Origin of the sequence: Streptomyces sp. NPDC050085 (assembly GCF_044460595.1) — a bacterium.
In the GTDB taxonomy this organism is placed as follows: Bacteria; Actinomycetota; Actinomycetes; order Streptomycetales; family Streptomycetaceae; genus Streptomyces.
Genome location: NZ_JBITJZ010000004.1, coordinates 551,787 through 569,245, shown reverse-complemented (window position 1 = coordinate 569,245; position 17,459 = coordinate 551,787). Strand labels below are relative to the sequence as shown.

Here is a 17,459-nt window from a genome sequence, read left to right as displayed (position 1 = left end):
CCAGTGACACAGAAGACATGGCCATGTTGCTCGCCCCGCGGCTCTCGTACTTCGCCGCGGTGGCCCGCGCCGAGCACGTCACCCGCGCCGCGCAGGAGCTCCAGGTGCCCCAGTCCACCCTGTCGCGCGCCATGGTGCGGCTCGAACAGGACCTGGGTGTCGACCTGTTCGCCCGCCACGGCCGCACGGTGTCGCTGACGCCTGCGGGCCGTACGTTCCTGGCGTCCGTGGAGCGCGCCCTCGGCGAGGTGGAGAAGGCCGCGGAGTCCGTACGCGCGGATGCCGACCCCGCGTCGGGAAAGGTCGCCTTCGGCTTCCTGCACACCATGGGCACGGAGACGGTCCCCGGCCTGATCCGCGCCTTCCGCGCCGACCACCCCCGGATCCGCTTCAGCCTCGTACAGAACTACGGCGAGGCCATGCTGGAGCGGCTGCGCGCCGGGGAGCTCGACCTCTGCCTCACCTCGCCCGTGCCGGACGAGCCGGGTCTTGTCGCCCGGCGCCTGGACGAGCAGCGGCTGCGGCTCGTCGTCCCCGCCGACCACCGCCTCGCGTCCCGCAAGCGGATCCGGCTCGCCGAGACCGCCGACGAAACGTTCGTCACGCTCGAACCCGGCTACGGCCTGCGCCGCATTTTCGACGACCTCTGTACGGAGGCGGGCTTCAAGCCCCGTATCGCCTTCGAGGGCGAGGAGGCCGAGACGCTGCGCGGCCTGGTCGCGGCGGGCCTCGGTGTCTGTCTCCTGCCGCCACCGACCTTCCCCCGCCCGGGAGTCGTCGAGCTGGCGGTGACCGGACAGCGGGCGGTCCGCGAGATCGGCGTGGCCTGGCTGGACGGTCATCCGGACACGCCTCCGGTGGCGGCGTTCAAGAAGTTCCTGCTCTCGCGCCGCGGCAGGCTCCTTCCGGAGGAGTATGGCGAGTGACACTGGGGTGCGGGAGCAGGCAGCAGGGAGGGGCGGGGCGTGCGGGACTCGACGGAAGAGAGCGGCGCCGACAGACCGGGGCGGGAGCAGCGGCGCACCCGGATCGTCGGCTGGTTCGGGCTGGGCCTCACGCTGATCGGGGCGGTGCTGTTCGCCCTGGTGCCGCCGGCCGAGGCGGACAACCGGGCGTATGCCGCGGCTGCCGACTGCCCGGCCGGGACGCGGTCCGACAGCTGCCGGGCGGCGGTCGAGGTGACCGTCGCCGACAAGGACACCAGCTCCAGCGGCAAGAGCATCAAGTACCTCCTGTACCTGCACGAGCCCGGCACCCCGAAGGACGCCGAGCGCAAGGTGCGGCTGCCCGACGAGTCCCCGGTCTACGACGCGGTGCGGCGCGGTGACCGGATCACCGCGGTCTACTGGAAGGACGAGATCCGCCAGGTCCGGTTCGGGGACGTCACGCAGGACGTCAAGCTGTCCCCGGCGCAGGACGGGCGGCTGCCCGGCGCGTTCGCCGTGGCGCTCGTGCCGATCGGGCTCGGGCTGCTGTGGCTGTGGTGGTGGCAGCGGTACCGGCCCGTGCCCAAGGGGGCCCCGCGGCCCTGGCAGCCGGTCGTCGGACTGGTGGCGGGCATCTTCGCCGCCGTCCCCGGATTCCTGATCACGCTGCTGGCCGTCGACCACGTCGGCTCCGGCCTGAAGTTCTCGGCCGGGTGCGTCGTCGCGGCCGTTCCGCCGGCCGTCCTGCTGTGCTGGTGGGCGGGGCGCCGCTCCCGCCAGGTCGCGGCGGGCGTCGTGCCGCAGCCGCCCGACGGGAGAAGGGTGCTGCCCTGGGTGGTGGTCCACGGCGACGTGCCCTACAGCAAGCCGGGCTTCAGCTACTTGGTGGTGGGCGACGGCCCCCTGGCGGCCACCACCGACCCGGCCGGCCGCGTCGCCCTCGCGCCGCTCCCGGCGAGCCTCACCGTGCTGCGGGTGCGCGAACCCGTCGTCGGTGATCCGCCGTACGACCTCGGCGGACGCGGCGAGTACACGGTCGTCGTCGAGTGCCGCGACGGCGACGAGACCGTGCTCGTCTTCGTCGCCCAGAAGTCCGCGCCCCGGGCCCTCGGCGCGCTGCTCGCCGCGAGCGGCACCCCCGTGTCCGACTACCGCCCGAGCGTCTGACCGAACCCCGCGGCCAGCGGCATCCGAAGGCCCAGCGGCGGCGGCGCCGCCAGCGCGTCCTGGAGGGGACGCGAGAACGGGCGGCCGAAGAGCGTGCCGAGCAGGAAGTCGGCGGCCAGCGCGGTGACTTCGGCGCGGTGCTGGGCCAGCGCGTGCCCGTCCGAGTGCACCTCGAAGCGGCACACGTCACGGTTGGCCTTCTTCGCCCGCTCGGCGTACCGGAACGACAACTCCGGGTCGGTGCGCCGGTCGTCGGTGCCGTGCACGATCAGGACGTGGCGCCCCGCGAGCTGCTTCACCGGATCGGGGGGTGCGGCCACGTCGTCCTCGGGCAGCCAAGGGGCAAGCGCGAGCACGGAGTTGACGGCCGTGTGCCCGCCCGCGTGCAGCGCGGCCCGGCCGCCCATGTCGTACCCGGCGAGACAGACCGGCACGTCCCCGTAGCGGCGCACGACCTCGTCCGCGGCCCACTCGGCGTCCCGCGCCGACTCGGCCTGCGCCCCGTTCCACCCGCGGTAGCGGTAGTGCACGACGTGCGTGACCAGGCCCGCGTCCCGGCCCGAGCGGGCGAGGCGCCGGGCGAGCGGCCGCAGCACCGCGGCCGCCAGCGGCGACGGTCTGCGGGTGGACGTCTCGTCGCCCCCGGGCAGCAGCAGCACGACGCCGCCGACCGCCCCGGGCACGGGCCCGACCGCCTTGCCGAGCCGGGCCTCGTGGGCCGGCGTCGCTCGCTGCTGCATGACAGAACAGTGTCAGAAGGCCTGGTGTACGCCACCCGTCCGCAGGGTCACTGTTACGTATCGGCGGATCACGTTCTCCTCACTTTCTCCGGTCGACCCGGCGCGATCTACGCGCGTAGGAGTTAGAGTGCCGAAATGACGAGCCAGACGACGAGCCAGACGCAGAACGTGCCGACCCCGGACCAGATCCGCCGCGCGCCCAAGGTGCTCCTCCACGACCACCTCGACGGTGGTCTGCGCCCCGGCACGATCGTCGACCTGGCCCGCGAGCAGGGGTACGCGAACCTGCCGGAGACCGACGCCGACAAGCTCGGCGTCTGGTTCCGCGAGGCGGCCGACTCCGGTTCCCTGGAGCGGTACTTGGAGACGTTCGCGCACACCTGCGCCGTCATGCAGACCAAGGAGGCGCTGTTCCGGGTCGCCGCCGAGTGCGCCGAGGACCTCGCCGAGGACGGCGTCGTCTACGCGGAGATCCGCTACGCGCCCGAGCAGCACCTCGAGCAGGGGCTCACCCTCGAAGAGGTCGTCGAGGCGGTCAACGAGGGCTTCAGGGAGGGCGAGCGGCGCGCCAAGGCCAACGGGCACCGCATCCGCGTCGGCGCCCTGCTCACCGCCATGCGGCACGCGGCCCGCGCCCTGGAGATCGCCGAACTGGCCAACCGCTACCGCGACTTGGGCGTCGTCGGCTTCGACATCGCGGGCGCGGAGGCCGGGTTCCCTCCCACCCGCCACCTCGACGCCTTCGAGTACCTCAAGCGCGAGAACAACCACTTCACGATCCACGCCGGTGAGGCCTTCGGCCTGCCGTCCATCTGGCAGGCCCTGCAGTGGTGCGGCGCCGACCGGCTCGGCCACGGCGTGCGCATCATCGACGACATCAAGGTCGCCGACGACGGCACGGTCCAGCTGGGCCGCCTCGCCTCCTACGTACGCGACAAGCGCGTCCCGCTGGAGATGTGCCCGAGCTCGAACCTCCAGACGGGCGCGGCCAGTTCGTACGCCGAGCACCCCATCGGGCTGCTGCGCAAGCTGCGTTTTCGCGTGACGATCAACACGGACAACCGTCTGATGTCGGGGACGTCGATGAGCCGCGAGTTCGAGCACCTGGCGGAGGCGTTCGGCTACACGCTCACCGACTTCGAGTGGTTCACGACGAACGCCCTGAAGTCGGCCTTCATCCCGTTCGACGAGCGCCTGGCGATGATCAATGACGTGATCAAGCCGCGCTACGCGGAGCTGCGCGCGGAGTGGCTCTTCCAGTAGGAGGGCCTCCATGCGCCCCCCATGGTCAACATGGGATTGACGGCGATGGAACGATTACCGTCCCTTATCCAGTGCTCCCACCGTGCCGGTCTGACCTGCGACGCAGCGTCCGGCGCGGTGGGATCGCGGGCGGTTCGGCCAGGGGGTCGGCAGTAACTCCTTGACGATGCGGCGTGTTTGCCGGGCACGGAACCGCATCCCCCAGGATCAAGGAACAAGGGACCCCATGAAGCAGTCTGCTGCCAAGACCCTCGGCGTCGCCGCCCTCGGTGCCGCCTTCGCCGCCGCCGGCGCCGGTGCCGCGAACGCCGCCCCGGCCGTGCCGGACGCCGCCGAGGCCGTCGGCACCGTCACCTCGATGCTCCCCCTGGAGCAGACGGCGAAGACCCTGCCCGCCGGCGGCGCCGAGTCCCTGGCCGCCGGGCAGAACGCCCTGGGCAGCTCCCTGAGCACCGCCAAGCCCACCCTCGACTCGACCGCCCCCGCGGTCCTGCCCGCCGACGGCGGCGACCCGGTCTCCGGCCTGCTCGGCGGCCTGCCCGTCCAGCAGTCCCTGCCGACGGACGGCCTGCCCGTCGGTGGCGCGGGCGGCGGCCTCCCGGTCGGCCTCGGCTGATCGGCGCACCCGCACACCCGAAGGGGCGCCCCGCGACTTCGCGGGGCGCCCCTTCGGCGTACGTACGACGCGTGCGCGCCTACCAGGCCTCGCGCACCTTGTTCTCACTCGGGAACATGATCCACAGCGCGATGTAGAGCAGGAACTGCGGGCCGGGCAGCAGGCACGAGACCAGGAAGATCACGCGCATCGTGGTCGCGGAGGTGCCGAAGCGCCGTGCCAGCGCTGCGCACACTCCGCCGATCATCCGTCCGTTGGTGGGGCGGGCAAGGGCGGTCATGGTGGGCTCCTTCGCGAACCGTGGTGACTTCGACTTCGACGTGTGGTGCTTGTGCTTACGTCTTCGAAGGTACGGTCGCGAACCGGGCAAAGCGTCAGCTCAGGGGGCGATGCCGACCCTGGTAATCGTCGGGGTCGGACCCTGAGCCGGCTCCTGCCGGGGGAGGGGGAGGGGCTCGGTCCTGCGGCGGAGCCTGGCCCTGAGGGCGGGCACGACGGCGAGGTGCGCGAGGGCCACGCCCACCGTGTTCAGCAGCAGCGAGTCGATGTCCACGATCTGTCCGGGAACCCCGGTCTGCAACAGCTCGATGCCGAGCGAGATCAGCGCGCCGGCCGCGACGGTACGCACCAGCGAACCCCACACCGACACCTGGAGGCGGCCTCCCGCGAGCGGCAGCAGCACGCCGAGCGGCGCGAGCAGCCCGAGCCCCTCACCGATGCGCTTGGCGCCCTCGGCCCAGCCGAGCGCCAGATCGGCCCGGATGCCGGCCAGCGGATGCAGGTTCGCGGCGCTGACCCAGGGGACGTCCAGCGGGCGCAGCGTGACCCAGCCGACGAGCACGAGATGTACGGCGAGGAGGACGAGCCCTGCCGTACGGAAGCGGATGACGGCCCCTTGGCCGTCTGAGCTGTGGCGCTGCACGACCCCGTAGACGCCAGGGGTGGGACGATCGGTTCCGCCCCGGTCGAGTGAGGCGCGTGACGACGCTCTCAGCCCACCGTCTGGGCGGGCGCTGGCGCCACCCCGGGGCGGGCCTTGACCGCGTCCGAGCACGCGTAACTGCGCAGCGGATCGTCGCCGGGGCCGCCGAGCACCACGTGCTCGGAGCCGTCCGTCGTCACCTTGCTGTTCGCGAAGGTGCAGACGATCTGGGCGAGCGTGTACGGGGACAGCGCGTCCGGCGGCGTGTTCAGCCGCAGGGCGTCGGCGGGGTCGCCCTTGCGGGGCCCCGAGACCTTGGTGGCGGCGGTGACGTCCGTCGTGTAGCCGGCCTGCTTCTCCGCCGCCGTCAGCGGCCGCGCGAGCTGCGTGAGCAGCTGCTGGGCGATGGCGGCGCGGTCGGAGGTCGCGCCGCGGTCCAGGGTGACGGTCCGGTCGACCGTGACCAGTTGCGACGTACAGACGAGGAAGACCTGCACCGGGAACTCGCCGCCCGCGCGCGCCCCCACGTCGTCCGCGCCCGACAGCGAGCAGCCCACGCGGGTGGGCGCCGCACCGAAGTCGGTCGGCACCTCCGTGGAGCGGATCCCGCAGCCGGACAGCAGCACGGCGGAGAGTCCGAGCAGCCCCAACAGCCTTGCGTGGCGCCTCACTTGACGACACCGCCTTCCGCAGAGCCCTCGGGCTCGTCGGAGCCCTTGGCATCGTCGTCGTCGGGAGCGAGCTCCAGCGCCGAGGGATCGCGCGGCAGCCGGAACGTGAACACGGCGCCCCCGTCGGGCGAGTTGGCCGCGGTGATCTCGCCGCCGTGGATGTGCGCGTTCTCCAGGGCGATGGACAGGCCGAGGCCGCTGCCCTCCGAGCGGGGCCGGGACGCGCTCGCCTTGTAGAAGCGGTCGAAGACGTGCGGCAGGACGTCCTCGGGAATGCCGGGCCCGTGGTCGCGCACGGCGATGACGAGTTCACCAAGGTCCCCGTCCTCGGTGCGTACGGAGACGCGCACCGGGGAGCCGCCGTGCTTGAGCGCGTTGCCGATCAGGTTGGCGAGGATCACGTCGAGGCGGCGCGGGTCGAGGCGGGCCATGATGCCGCGCTCGGCGTCGAGGTCGACGGCGTCCAGCCAGGCGCGGGCGTCGATGCAGGCGGTGATCTGGTCGGCGATGTCGACGTGGTCGAGGACGAGCCGGGCGGTGCCCGCGTCGAAGCGGGTGACCTCCATCAGGTTCTCCACGAGGTCGTTCAGGCGCCGCGTCTCGCTCACCACGAGCCGCACGGCGGGCTCGATCATCGGGTCGACGGACCCGGTCTCGGCGTCGAGCTCCTCCTCGAGCACCTCGGTCACGGCGGTGATCGCGGTGAGCGGCGTCCGCAGCTCGTGCGACATGTCGGCGACGAACCGGCGCGAGGAGTCGTCGCGCGCCCGCATGTCGGCGACCTGCTTCTCCAGGTTCTCCGCCGTTTTGTTGAACGTCCTCGACAGCTCGGCGAGTTCATCGGTGCCGGACACCCGAAGGCGCGTGTCGAGCTTGCCCTCGCCCAGCCTGCGGGCGGCAACTCCCAAGCGGTGCACGGGTTTCAGCACGGTCGTCGCCGCGGCCTGCGCGAGCAGCGCCGAACCGATCAGCGCGAGCCCCGTGGCGATCCCCAGCGACCAGGCCAGGGAGTTCAGGTCCTTGGCCTCCGGCTCCAGCGACTTGAGCATGTACCCGGTCGGCCCGCCGTCCACCTTCGCGCCGCCCACCAGGAACGGGGTGTCGTCCTGCGTGGTGCGCTGCCAGTACAGGTGGTACGGGTGCTTGTTGCCGTCGGTGAGCGGCTGCTTCTTGTTCACGGCCTTCTGCAGCGACGCGGGTACGCCGGCGAGCGTGAAGGCGTCGAGATCCGAATTGCCCACCACCTGGCGGCCGTTGTCGTCCGTGCCGATGAGCAGCACGCTGAAGTGCTGGCTGCTGTCGGCCATCAGATTCGCCGCGTGCTGCAACTCGCCCTGCGTGGGGTGCTCGGGCAGCACCGCCGCCCGCTCCTGCATCTGCTGCTGGAAGTCGCTGAGCGCCGAGTCCTGCGTACGCGTGAGGACCGCCTCGCGGTTCAGCCAGTACGCGATCCCGGACGCGGACACCGCGGCGGTCAGGGCGACGAGCGCGAACACCACGACGAGACGCAGACGCAGGCTGGTGAAGCGCAGACCGGCCAGTATCGCCTTCTTCGCCGCGGCCCAGCCGCGGAGCTTGTCGTGCGGTTTGGTCACTGAGGGGAGTCCAGCCGGTAGCCCACGCCGCGCACGGTACGGATCAGGGTCGGCGACGACGGCACGTCCTCGACCTTCGCCCGCAGCCGCTGCACACAGGCGTCGACGAGCCGCGAGTCACCGAGGTAGTCGTGCTCCCACACGAGCCGCAGCAACTGCTGCCGGGACAGCGCCTGTCCGGGCCTGCGGCTCAGCTCGAGCAGCAACCGCAGCTCGGTGGGCGTCAGTTGGAGGTCCTCGCCGTTCTTCGTGACGGTCATCGCGGCCCGGTCGATGACCAGCGAGCCGAACGACGCCGCGTCGTTGGCCTCGCGCTCACCACGGCGCAGTACGGCCCGGATGCGGGCGTCAAGGACGCGCCCCTGCACGGGTTTCACCACGTAGTCGTCGGCGCCGGACTCCAGCCCGACCACCACGTCGATGTCGTCGCTGCGCGCGGTGAGCAGGATGATCGGCAACTGGTCCGTGCGCCGGATGCGGCGGCACACCTCGAACCCGTCGATGCCGGGCAGCATCACATCGAGGACGATCAGATCCGGCCGCGCCTCGCGCAGCAGCTTCAGACCGTCCTCGCCGGTGGCAGCGGTGGCCACCCGGTGACCCTGGCGCGTCAGAGACAGCTCCAGTGCCGTACGGATGGCGTCGTCGTCCTCGATCAGCAACAGGGAAGGCACGAGCGCCATTCTGGCCCATGGGAGGCCTTTAGTTCGACCGTGGGACGTCCCCCAAGCTCTTAATGAGCAGGGAGGGACCCCCATCCACACCCGACCCGCACAGCGAAAGCCGCTGTGACAGGTCTGTGACAGTCGACGGACACCGTCATGAAGTCGCCCGGGCAAGCTTTTGGACATCGCAGGAAGCGAGCTCAGAACACCGGACTCCACGACGGGGGGCGCGAGATGAACACGCTGCACAGCACCAGCTCTAGCGCAGTTGTCACGCGCCTGCACGACGTCCTGGGCGGCCGGTCCGAGTCCTCAGGGTTCTCAGGGTCCTCAGGGCTCTCAGGGAAGTCCGGTGCCGTGAGCGGGCGGGGGTGCGCTCGCGGCACCGGGCGTCAGCACCCGTCGTACATGACGGTGGTTGACGGATTCGAGGCGGTGAGTGACGGGGGTCACGGGGCTCACGCGGGCCTCGAGGGAACGGCGTACAGGGAGGAATCGGGGGAGCAGCGACGTACGTCCTTGTCGGAGGCCGAGTTCACGGCCTACGTCCAGGAGCGCCGCGCCTCCCTGTACGCCACCGCCTACCACCTGACCGGTGACCGCTTCGAGGCCGAGGACCTGCTCCAGAGCGCGCTCTTCTCGACGTACCGCGCCTGGGACCGGATCAGCGACAAGGCCGCGGTCGGTGGCTACCTGCGTCGCACCATGACCAACCTGCACATCAGCGCATGGCGCCGCCGCAAGCTGAACGAGTACCCGACCGAGGAGCTGCCGGAGACGGCCGGCGACACGGACGCGATGCGCGGCACCGAGCTGCGGGCGGTTCTCTGGCAGGCCCTGGCCCGCCTCCCCGAACTGCAGCGCACCATGCTCGTCCTGCGCTACTACGAGGGACGTACCGACCCGGAGATCGCCGAGATCCTCGACATCAGCGTCGGCACGGTGAAGTCCAGCATCTGGCGGTCGCTGCGGCGGCTGCGGGATGACGAGGTCCTGAGCTTCGGCCGGGACCAGGAGGAGTGCTTCGGGGAGCTCGTCGCCTGACACTCCCTCCGGGGGGAACGGGGGCCCTGTTCGGGGGAGCGGGGTTGTTACGGGGGTAAGTGGGGGGAACGAGCGGGACCAGGAGGCCGGGGGGTCTTTCTGGTCCCGCTTCCTTTTGTGCGCCTAGTCGCCGTAGGGCTTCTGCGGATGGTCGGCTGCTGCGCCGTCGTGGCTGGTCGCGCAGTTCCCCGCGCCCCTTTGGGGGCGCGGGGAACTGCGCGCGGCAGGACCACCGGCCCGCAGCCGCGAACGAAACCGCACTCGGCAGACGAGAAGGCGGGGCCCCTATGCGGCGCGGGCCTTGACGCAGCGGCCCGCGGCGGCAGCCGCTACGCGGCCCAGGGCCTCCTCCTTGTCACAAGCGTGAGCGCCCAGCGCGACCTGGCGGGCCACGATCGAGCGTTCCGCGCGCATCAGGCGCCAGCCCCGGCGCAGCAGGAACGGGACCGACTTGCGGCCCTCCTTGAGGTCACGGAGCAGGCGCCGCCGGAAGGTCGTGGACGGGCGGCCGCGCAGGCACAACGCGTCGGCCAGCACCCCGAGCTCACGGCACCGCTCCACGATGTCCGCCGCGAAGATCCCCTCCGCGATGAACAGGGGCGTGCGCTCGATGTCGAGCGCCTTCGCGCCCACCCGTGCGCTGACGGAGATGTCGTAGACGGGCACGTCCGTACGGCCCTTCTCGCACAGCGCGACGATCGCGGCGAGCGCCGTCTCGGTGTCCCAGGAGTCCGGCGAGTCCCAGTCGATGTCCGAACTGCCCGGCACCAGCGGCAGTGTGGGGTCGTCGGCCTCCTTGTAGAAATCGTCGAGGCAGAGCACGGGAAGCCCGGAACGGGTGGCGAACGACGACTTACCGGAGCCGGAGGGCCCGCTGAGCAGGACGACCCGGGTCGGTATCGGAGGATGCGAACTCACGAGAGACCAGTGTGAGGCATGGACGCCGCGCCGCCACCACCGCGTGGTGGCGTTGTGGCACGCACCACGTCAACTACGCTACGTGGCCACGCGATTACCCCGGATCGAATCCGTAGCGATCCGCAGCGAAAGGCTCAGGCGGAATCCACCATGGCCCGACACGCAGCCCCCAAGAACTCGACCGCCGCCCGGCGTACGCTCCTGCGCGCCGGCCTGACCGTGACGGCCGCCGGTGCGGCCGTCGCGGCGGGCGGCGGCGCCGCGAGCGCCGCCACGCCCCTGTCGGCGACCCAGTCCCTCGGCCTGTCCACCCCGGTGGGCGACTTCGACTCCGCGACCCCGGCGCAGGCCGTCACCAAGGCGCTGCACGCCTCCACCGCGGGCGGACTGGCGCCCGCGAAGCGGCTGCAGCTCGACCCGCTGGCCGGGACCGGGGTCGACCCCCTCGACAACTCGCTCGGTACGCAGGTCGCCGACTTCAAGCCGGTGAGTACGGCTTCGGCGACGTCGCCGCTCACGTCCGGGGGGTCGCTGGACGACCTGCCGGTGCTGGGTGCGGCTACCGGCGTGCTGCCGGGGTGACGTCACCGTCTCGGACCAGCCAGGCCACCCCGAACCCCAGCGCGCACAACACCGCCGTGCCCAGCGCCACCCCGTGCACCCCGGCGACCACCCCCGCCGGGGTCACCGCGGCGCCCACCTTCCCCGCGAACACCGAGCCGAGCACCGCGACCCCCAGTGAGCCGCCGACCGTGCGCAGCAGGGTCTGTGTGCCGCTGGCGGCGCCGATGTCCCGCGGTTCGGCGCTGCTCAGCGTGATCAGCATCGCGGGCTGCAACTGGCAGCCGAGGCCGACGCCGAGCATGAGCGTCAGGGCCGATGCCGCCCAGGGCGGGGTGCCGGTGCCCAGGAGGAGCAGGGCCAGGGCGCCGGCCGTGGCGAGCGCGCCGCCCGCGATCGGGTAGGGGCGGTAGCGTCCGCCCGCGCTCACCCGCCGCCCGATGGTGAGTTGGGCGCCCATCATGCCGAGCATCAGCGGGAGCAGCAGCAGACCGCTGGCCGTCGACGACATGCCGAGGACGAGCTGCATGTACTGCGGCAGATAACTGGCCGCCGCGAGCATCGCCGCGCCCGCGAGGAACGTGAGGCCCTGCGCGGCGGTGAAGTTCCGGTCGCGGAACAGCCGCGGCGGGATCACCGGCTCGGCCGCCCGCCGCTCCACCCGCAGGAACGCGACCAGGGCCGCCCCGGCGACGACGCCGAGCGCGGCGATCGGCGGCGACACCCAGGCGTACGTCGTGCCCGCCCAGGACGCGAGCAGCGTCAGGGCCAGGATCGCCGCCGTCAGGAGTCCGGCCCCCGCCAGGTCCATCCGGGCCCGGACGCGCTCGGTGCGGACCCGGACGCCGAGCCCGACGACGGCGAGCGCGACCGCGCCGACGGGCAGATTGACGTAGAACACCCAACGCCAGTCGAGCCGGTCCGTGAGGAAACCGCCGACGAGCGGGCCGCCGATCATGGCGGCGGGCAGCAGCACCCCGATGACCGACTGGGAGCGGCCCGCCTCGGCGGGCGGCAGCAGCGTCCCGATGAGCGAGAGCGCGCCGACGAAGAGGCCGCCCGCGCCGATCCCCTGGAGTGCCCGGAACGCGATCAACTGCCCCATGTCCTGGGCGAGTCCGCACAGCGCGGATCCGGCGAGGAAGACGGAGATGGAGACGAGGTACGACCCCTTGCGCCCGTACAGATCGCCGATCTTGCCCCAGAGCGGTGTGGTGACGGCGGTGGTCAGCAGGTAGGCCGTCACCACCCAGGAAAGGTGGGTGAGACCGCCCAGGTCCTCGACGATGACGGGCAGCGCCGTGCCCACGACGGTGCCGTCGAGCGTGGCGAGCACGATCCCGAGCAGGAGCCCCGCGATCACCGGCCGGGACGGCATGGCGGGCGCGGCGGGGGCGTTGGGCGCGGTGGGTGCCTGAACTCCGGGCTTCTGTGTGGAGGTTGTGGATGTCATGGCTCAAGCCGCGTACGGGCGAAGGGACTTGGCGTCGCGCAGCGCGTGCGCCCACCAGGTCAGCTGGTCGAGCATGGCCTTCGCGGCGGTGTCCACCGCCGGGTCGTCGACGCGGCCGTCCACGGTGAACGCGCCGTAGGCGTTGTGGAAGCTGACCGTGTTGCGGATGGTCGTCGCGTTCAACTCGGCCATGACGAGGCGTAGTTGCTCGACCGCGCGCAGCCCGCCCGACAGGCCGCCGTACGACACGAAGGCGATCGGCTTGCCGTGCCACTGCTCGTTGTGCCAGTCGATCGCGTTCTTCAGGGCCGCGGGGAAGCTGTGGTTGTACTCGGGCGTGACGAAGACGAACGCGTCGGCGGCCGCGAGGCGGGGTGTCACGAGGGCGAGTGCCTCCGTCGTGCCGGGTGCGGGTTCCTGGCCGAAGGCCGGCAGGACGGTCGGCAGCGGCGTCTCGGCGAGGTCGACGACATCGGCGCGCAGGTCGTCGCGCTGCCCGAGGAGCCCGGTCAGCCACTTCGTGACGACCGGTGCGAAGCGGCCCTCCCGGGTGGAGCCGACGAGGACGGCGACGCGGAGCGGGCTGGAGCTGTGATCCGGATCGGACATGGGGACCCCCTGGATGAGAACGCTTTGATGCGCCTGGATGTGTACGGCGTATCCGAACGCGTACAACGTACACACGAATGTGTACGCCGTCTACTGGGGATACGCTGTACACGATCGTGGGCGCTGAGCGAGAGGAGCCCGGCCGTGGTGGCGGAGAAGGAGACCGAGGGAGCGGAAGGCGCGGAGGGCAGGCTCGTCGAGCCCTCGCTCTGGGAGCGCCTCGAGAGGCCCGCCCCGGCCAGGCGTGCCTCGCTGACGCTGGAGCGGATCGCCGCCGCAGCCGTGGAGCTGGCCGACGAGGAGGGCGGGGCCGCCGTCACCATGCGCCGCCTCGCCACGAAACTCGGGGTCGCGCCCATGGCCGCGTACCGGCACGTGTCCGGCAAGGAGGATCTCTGGGCGCTCATGTTCGACCACGTCTCCGCGGAGCTGACCGTGCCGGACGACGTGGCCGACTGGCGCGAGGTGCTGCGCTCCTTCGGCCTGCAGACAAGGGAGTTGATGCTCAGTCACCCCTGGCTGGGGCAGGCGCCGCTGCCGCTGATCCAGCTCACCCCGGCCCGGATGGCCGTCGCCGAACGGCAGTTGAGGGCCCTGGACGGCCGGGGTCTCGACGCCGACTCGATGATGGCCGCGTTCCGCGCGGTCGGCGCGTTCGTGCACGGCTCTACGCAGACCGAGATCGCGTTGCGTCAGTACCGGGAGCAGCACGGCTGGGAGAGCGGTGACGAGACCCGGCAGGCGCTCGCACCGCAGATGAACTACCTGATGGGCAGCGGCCGTTACCCGACGTACCAGCGGTACGGGCTGTCCGCGACGCGCAAGGACGACCCCGCCTGGGAGTTCGCGTTCGGCCTCGACTGCGTGCTCGACGGGATCGCGCGACGCCTCGACATCTGACGGCCCCGGAGCGCGGCGAGGCCCCGGCCCCTCCTGGACGGAGAAGGGGCCGGAGCCTCTGGCTCGAGGAGCCCGTACGCGCTCTCGTAAGGGCTCCGGGCGTTCCTAGTACGAGGACCCGGACGCGCCCAGCGAACCCGTCGGGTGCCAGACCGTCTTGGTCTCCAGGAACGTCGTCAGCCGGTCCGTGCCCGGGTCGGCAGAGAAGTCCTCCACAGGCTGGGGACGGCGGACGCGCTTCAGGTTGTCCGCCGCCGCGATCTCCAGGTCCTTCGCCAGCTCGGCGTCGGCGCCCGTCAGATCGATGCCGTTCACGTCCTGGTGCGCGGCGAGCGACGGGGCGATCTCCGAGGCCTTGCCGGACAGGATGTTCACGACGCCGCCGGGGACGTCCGAGGTGGCGAGCACCTCGCCGAGGGAGAGCGCGGGCAGCGGGGCCTTCTCGCTCGCGATCACGACCGCCGTGTTGCCGGCGGCGATGACGGGGGCGATCACCGAGACGAGGCCGAGGAACGACGAGTCCTGGGGGGCCAGGACCGTGACGACACCGGTCGGCTCGGGCGTCGAGAGGTTGAAGAACGGGCCCGCGACGGGGTTCGCGCCCCCGACGACCTGGCCGATCTTGTCGGTCCAGCCCGCGTACCAGACCCAGCGGTCGATGGCGGCGTCGACGACGGCGCCCGCCTTCGACTTGCTCAGGCCCTCCGCCTCGGCGACCTCGCGCACGTACTGCTCGCGGCGGCCCTCGAGCATCTCGGCGACGCGGTAGAGGATCTGCCCGCGGTTGTACGCGGTCGCGCCCGACCAGCCGCCGAACGCCTTGCGGGCGGCGACGACCGCGTCACGGCCGTCCTTGCGGGAGGAGAGCGGCGCGTTGGCGAGCCACTTGCCCTTGCTGTCCGTCACCTCGTACACCCGGCCGCTCTCGGAACGCGGGAACTTCCCGCCCACGTACAGCTTGTAGGTCTTGAAGACCGACAGTCGTGTCTCAGACATCGAGGTAGGCCTCCAGACCGTGACGGCCGCCCTCGCGGCCGAAGCCCGACTCCTTGTAGCCGCCGAAGGGCGAGGTCGGGTCGAACTTGTTGAACGTGTTGGCCCAGACGACCCCGGCGCGCAGCTTGTTGGCGACGGCCAGGATCCGCGAGCCCTTCTCGGTCCAGATGCCCGCCGACAGGCCGTACTGCGTGTTGTTGGCCTTGGCGACGGCCTCCTCCGGCGTCCGGAAGGAGAGCACCGAAAGGACCGGGCCGAAGATCTCGTCGCGGGCGACGGTGTGCGCCTGCGTGACGTTCGTGAACAGCGTCGGCGCGAACCAGTAGCCGGAGGACGGCAGTTCGCACGGCGCCGACCAGCGCTCGGCGCCCTCGGCCTCGCCGGTCTCGGTGAGCGCCGTGATCCGGGCCAGCTGCTCGGCCGAGTTGATGGCGCCGATGTCGGTGTTCTTGTCGAGCGGGTCGCCCAGGCGCAGCGTCGACAGGCGCCGCTTCAGCGAGTCGAGCAGCTCCTCCTGGATCGACTCCTGGACGAGGAGACGGCTGCCCGCGCAGCAGACCTGGCCCTGGTTGAAGAAGATGCCGGTGACGATGCCCTCGACGGCCTGGTCGATCGGGGCGTCGTCGAAGACGATGTTCGCGCCCTTGCCGCCGAGTTCGAGCGTGAGCTTCTTGTCCGTGCCCGCGACCGAGCGCGCGATCTGCTTGCCGACGGCCGTGGAGCCGGTGAAGGCGACCTTGTTCACGTCGGGGTGGGCGGTGAGGGCCGCGCCGGTGCGTCCGTCACCGGTGACGATGTTGACGACGCCCTTCGGGAGACCGGCCTGACGGCAGATGTCCGCGAAGAAGAGCGCGGACAGCGGGGTCGTCTCGGCGGGCTTCAGGACGACCGTGTTGCCGGTCGCGAGCGCCGGGGCGATCTTCCACGCCAGCATGAGGAGCGGGAAGTTCCACGGGATGACCTGGCCGGCCACGCCGAGCGGCGCCGGGTTCGGGCCGAAGCCGGCGTGGTCGAGCTTGTCGGCCCAGCCCGCGTAGTAGAAGAAGTGCGCGGCGACCAGCGGGAGGTCCGCGTCGCGGGTCTCCTTGATCGGCTTGCCGTTGTCGAGGGTCTCCAGGACGGCCAGCTCGCGGCTGCGCTCCTGGATGATCCGAGCGATCCGGAACAGGTACTTGCCGCGCTCGGCGCCCGGCAGTGCCGACCACTTCTCGAACGCCTTCCGAGCGGCCTTGACCGCCCGGTCGACATCCTCTGCGCTCGCCTGGGTGTACTCGGCGAGTACTTCTTCAGTGGACGGAGAGACCGTCTTGTTCAGATCCCCACCCGAGCCTTCGACGAACTCACCGTCGATGAAAAGGCCGTACGACGGGGCGATGTCGACGATCGCGCGCGATTCGGGCGCGGGAGCGTACTCGAATGCCATGTGTCAGTCCACCGTAACGTAGTCGGGACCGGAGTAGCGGCCTGTGGCCAGCTTCTGACGCTGCATCAGCAGGTCGTTGAGCAGGCTGGAGGCGCCGAAGCGGAACCAGTGGTTGTCGAGCCAGTCCTCGCCCACCGTCTCGTTCACGAGCACGAGGAACTTGACGGCGTCCTTCGAGGTGCGGATGCCGCCGGCGGGCTTCACGCCGATCTGGACGCCGGTGGCGGCGCGGAAGTCGCGCACGGCCTCCAGCATCAGCAGCGTGTTCGCGGGGGTGGCGTTGACGCCGACCTTGCCCGTCGAGGTCTTGATGAAGTCGGCCCCGGCCAGCATGCCGATCCAGCTCGCGCGCCGGATGTTGTCGTACGTCGACAGCTCGCCGGTCTCGAAGATGACCTTGAGCCGGGCGGACCCGGAGGCCTCCTTCACGGCGCGGATCTCCTCGTAGACCTTCATGTACTTCCCGGCGAGGAAGGCGCCGCGGTCGATGACCATGTCGATCTCGTCGGCCCCGGCGGCGACGGCCTCGCGCACGTCGCCCAGCTTGACCTCGAGGGCGGCACGGCCCGCGGGGAACGCGGTGGCGACGGAGGCGACCTTCACGTCCGTCCCGGCGACGGCGGCCTTCGCGGTCTCCACCATGTCCGGGTAGACGCAGACGGCGGCGGTGCGCGGCGCGGTGCGGTCCGTCGGGTCCGGGTTCACGGCCTTGGCGCCGAGGGCCCGGACCTTGCCCGGGGTGTCGGCGCCTTCCAGGGTCGTCAGGTCGATCATCGAGATGGCCAGGTCGATGGCGTACGCCTTCGCCGTGGTCTTGATGGAACGGGTCCCGAGCGCGGCGGCGCGGCCCTCCAGGCCCACCGCGTCGACGCCAGGCAGTCCCTGGAGGAATCGGCGCAGGGTGGCCTCGGAGGCGGTGGCGTCGGCCAGCGCGTGTTCTTTGGCATGTGCGGATGCAGTGGGCATGGTCACGAGAGGAGCATATCTACG

19 protein-coding genes are annotated in these 17,459 nt (G+C 71.5%); 7 read left to right on the top strand and 12 right to left on the bottom strand.

What is annotated here, in order from left to right; all coding sequences use genetic code 11:
- The first annotated feature begins 17 nt into the window (after positions 1-17).
- Together ACIBUY_RS18765 and ACIBUY_RS18760 are read left to right on the top strand one after the other, a co-directional pair.
- Positions 18-926, top strand: coding sequence for a LysR family transcriptional regulator (locus ACIBUY_RS18765; protein WP_399153086.1), 909 nt, complete (start codon positions 18-20; stop codon positions 924-926).
- Between the two features lie 39 nt (positions 927-965).
- The gene (locus tag ACIBUY_RS18760; protein ID WP_399153085.1) at positions 966-2,093 is read left to right on the top strand and encodes a hypothetical protein; all 1,128 of its coding nucleotides are present in this window, start codon (positions 966-968) and stop codon (positions 2,091-2,093) included.
- On the opposite strand, the gene ACIBUY_RS18755 is transcribed toward ACIBUY_RS18760, so the two are convergent.
- The gene (locus ACIBUY_RS18755) at positions 2,075-2,833 is read right to left on the bottom strand and encodes an alpha/beta hydrolase (RefSeq protein ID WP_365578331.1); all 759 of its coding nucleotides are present in this window, start codon (positions 2,831-2,833) and stop codon (positions 2,075-2,077) included. The two genes, ACIBUY_RS18760 and ACIBUY_RS18755, sit on opposite strands and share 19 nt — an antisense overlap.
- Before the next feature lie 135 nt (positions 2,834-2,968).
- On the opposite strand from ACIBUY_RS18755, the gene ACIBUY_RS18750 reads away from it, so the two are divergent.
- Positions 2,969-4,096, top strand: coding sequence for an adenosine deaminase (locus tag ACIBUY_RS18750; RefSeq protein ID WP_365578333.1), 1,128 nt, complete (start codon positions 2,969-2,971; stop codon positions 4,094-4,096).
- A 226-nt stretch (positions 4,097-4,322) separates the two neighbouring features.
- The gene (locus ACIBUY_RS18745) at positions 4,323-4,712 is read left to right on the top strand and encodes an ATP-binding protein (RefSeq protein ID WP_399153084.1); all 390 of its coding nucleotides are present in this window, start codon (positions 4,323-4,325) and stop codon (positions 4,710-4,712) included.
- Between the two features lie 79 nt (positions 4,713-4,791).
- Here the strand turns inward: ACIBUY_RS18745 and ACIBUY_RS18740 are convergent, their stop codons facing one another.
- From ACIBUY_RS18740 to afsQ1, 5 genes are all read right to left on the bottom strand, one after another.
- Positions 4,792-4,992 carry a PspC domain-containing protein gene (locus tag ACIBUY_RS18740; protein ID WP_365578337.1) on the bottom strand — a complete coding sequence of 67 codons (201 nt, stop codon included), beginning with the start codon at positions 4,990-4,992 and terminating at the stop codon, positions 4,792-4,794.
- Positions 4,993-5,091: 99 nt separating this feature from the next.
- Positions 5,092-5,634, bottom strand: coding sequence for a VanZ family protein (locus ACIBUY_RS18735; protein ID WP_399153083.1), 543 nt, complete (start codon positions 5,632-5,634; stop codon positions 5,092-5,094).
- A gap of 68 nt (positions 5,635-5,702) precedes the next feature.
- Positions 5,703-6,305: a hypothetical protein gene (locus ACIBUY_RS18730; protein ID WP_399153082.1), complete on the bottom strand. Its 603-nt coding sequence runs from the start codon at positions 6,303-6,305 to the stop codon at positions 5,703-5,705.
- On the bottom strand, positions 6,302-7,900 hold the full coding sequence (locus tag ACIBUY_RS18725; protein ID WP_365578343.1) for a HAMP domain-containing sensor histidine kinase: 1,599 nt from the start codon (positions 7,898-7,900) through the stop codon (positions 6,302-6,304). The genes ACIBUY_RS18730 and ACIBUY_RS18725 overlap by 4 nt, the downstream gene beginning before the upstream one ends.
- Positions 7,897-8,574, bottom strand: coding sequence for a two-component system response regulator AfsQ1 (afsQ1, locus tag ACIBUY_RS18720; protein WP_164303731.1), 678 nt, complete (start codon positions 8,572-8,574; stop codon positions 7,897-7,899). The genes ACIBUY_RS18725 and afsQ1 overlap by 4 nt, the downstream gene beginning before the upstream one ends.
- Before the next feature lie 225 nt (positions 8,575-8,799).
- Here afsQ1 and ACIBUY_RS18715 point away from each other — a divergent pair, with 225 nt between their 5' ends.
- Positions 8,800-9,609 (top strand): SigE family RNA polymerase sigma factor, encoded by an 810-nt coding sequence (locus ACIBUY_RS18715; RefSeq protein ID WP_365578345.1) that lies wholly within the window; start codon positions 8,800-8,802, stop codon positions 9,607-9,609.
- A gap of 285 nt (positions 9,610-9,894) precedes the next feature.
- Here the strand turns inward: ACIBUY_RS18715 and ACIBUY_RS18710 are convergent, their stop codons facing one another.
- Positions 9,895-10,527 carry an ATP-binding protein gene (locus ACIBUY_RS18710; protein WP_365580774.1) on the bottom strand — a complete coding sequence of 211 codons (633 nt, stop codon included), beginning with the start codon at positions 10,525-10,527 and terminating at the stop codon, positions 9,895-9,897.
- Positions 10,528-10,677: 150 nt separating this feature from the next.
- On the opposite strand from ACIBUY_RS18710, the gene ACIBUY_RS18705 reads away from it, so the two are divergent.
- Positions 10,678-11,109, top strand: coding sequence for a hypothetical protein (locus ACIBUY_RS18705; RefSeq protein ID WP_365580771.1), 432 nt, complete (start codon positions 10,678-10,680; stop codon positions 11,107-11,109).
- Here the strand turns inward: ACIBUY_RS18705 and ACIBUY_RS18700 are convergent.
- Both ACIBUY_RS18700 and ACIBUY_RS18695 read right to left on the bottom strand, forming a co-directional pair.
- Positions 11,087-12,541, bottom strand: coding sequence for an MFS transporter (locus tag ACIBUY_RS18700; protein ID WP_399153081.1), 1,455 nt, complete (start codon positions 12,539-12,541; stop codon positions 11,087-11,089). The two genes, ACIBUY_RS18705 and ACIBUY_RS18700, sit on opposite strands and share 23 nt — an antisense overlap.
- Before the next feature lie 3 nt (positions 12,542-12,544).
- Complete coding sequence (locus ACIBUY_RS18695; RefSeq protein WP_399153080.1) at positions 12,545-13,150, bottom strand: NADPH-dependent FMN reductase; 606 nt, start codon at positions 13,148-13,150, stop codon at positions 12,545-12,547.
- Positions 13,151-13,294: 144 nt separating this feature from the next.
- Here ACIBUY_RS18695 and ACIBUY_RS18690 point away from each other — a divergent pair, with 144 nt between their 5' ends.
- Entirely contained in the window at positions 13,295-14,050 is a 756-nt protein-coding gene (locus ACIBUY_RS18690) for a TetR/AcrR family transcriptional regulator (protein WP_399153079.1), read from the top strand.
- Positions 14,051-14,155: 105 nt separating this feature from the next.
- Here the strand turns inward: ACIBUY_RS18690 and ACIBUY_RS18685 are convergent, their stop codons facing one another.
- Genes ACIBUY_RS18685 through deoC form a run of 3 tightly spaced genes read right to left on the bottom strand, consistent with a single transcriptional unit; the run spans position 14,156 to position 17,435 of the window.
- Complete coding sequence (locus ACIBUY_RS18685; protein WP_365580762.1) at positions 14,156-15,046, bottom strand: aldehyde dehydrogenase family protein; 891 nt, start codon at positions 15,044-15,046, stop codon at positions 14,156-14,158.
- The gene (locus tag ACIBUY_RS18680; protein ID WP_365580761.1) at positions 15,039-16,469 is read right to left on the bottom strand and encodes an aldehyde dehydrogenase family protein; all 1,431 of its coding nucleotides are present in this window, start codon (positions 16,467-16,469) and stop codon (positions 15,039-15,041) included. The genes ACIBUY_RS18685 and ACIBUY_RS18680 overlap by 8 nt, the downstream gene beginning before the upstream one ends.
- 3 nt (positions 16,470-16,472) lie before the next feature.
- Positions 16,473-17,435 carry a deoxyribose-phosphate aldolase gene (deoC, locus tag ACIBUY_RS18675; protein WP_399153183.1) on the bottom strand — a complete coding sequence of 321 codons (963 nt, stop codon included), beginning with the start codon at positions 17,433-17,435 and terminating at the stop codon, positions 16,473-16,475.
- Positions 17,436-17,459 lie beyond the last annotated feature (24 nt).

Excerpts from the sequence above, each read along its gene's own strand:
- ACIBUY_RS18765 (WP_399153086.1), top strand. The coding sequence starts at position 18 with ATGGCCATGTTGCTCGCCCCGCGGCTCTCGTACTTCGCCGCGGTGGCC.
- ACIBUY_RS18755 (WP_365578331.1), bottom strand. The coding sequence starts at position 2,833 with ATGCAGCAGCGAGCGACGCCGGCCCACGAGGCCCGGCTCGGCAAGGCG.
- ACIBUY_RS18750 (WP_365578333.1), top strand. The coding sequence starts at position 2,969 with ATGACGAGCCAGACGACGAGCCAGACGCAGAACGTGCCGACCCCGGAC.
- ACIBUY_RS18745 (WP_399153084.1), top strand. The coding sequence starts at position 4,323 with ATGAAGCAGTCTGCTGCCAAGACCCTCGGCGTCGCCGCCCTCGGTGCC.
- ACIBUY_RS18740 (WP_365578337.1), bottom strand. The coding sequence starts at position 4,992 with ATGACCGCCCTTGCCCGCCCCACCAACGGACGGATGATCGGCGGAGTG.
- ACIBUY_RS18715 (WP_365578345.1), top strand. The coding sequence starts at position 8,800 with ATGAACACGCTGCACAGCACCAGCTCTAGCGCAGTTGTCACGCGCCTG.
- ACIBUY_RS18705 (WP_365580771.1), top strand. The coding sequence starts at position 10,678 with ATGGCCCGACACGCAGCCCCCAAGAACTCGACCGCCGCCCGGCGTACG.
- ACIBUY_RS18700 (WP_399153081.1), bottom strand. The coding sequence starts at position 12,541 with ATGACATCCACAACCTCCACACAGAAGCCCGGAGTTCAGGCACCCACC.
- ACIBUY_RS18695 (WP_399153080.1), bottom strand. The coding sequence starts at position 13,150 with ATGTCCGATCCGGATCACAGCTCCAGCCCGCTCCGCGTCGCCGTCCTC.
- ACIBUY_RS18685 (WP_365580762.1), bottom strand. The coding sequence starts at position 15,046 with ATGTCTGAGACACGACTGTCGGTCTTCAAGACCTACAAGCTGTACGTG.
- ACIBUY_RS18680 (WP_365580761.1), bottom strand. The coding sequence starts at position 16,469 with ATGGCATTCGAGTACGCTCCCGCGCCCGAATCGCGCGCGATCGTCGAC.
- deoC (WP_399153183.1), bottom strand. The coding sequence starts at position 17,435 with ATGCCCACTGCATCCGCACATGCCAAAGAACACGCGCTGGCCGACGCC.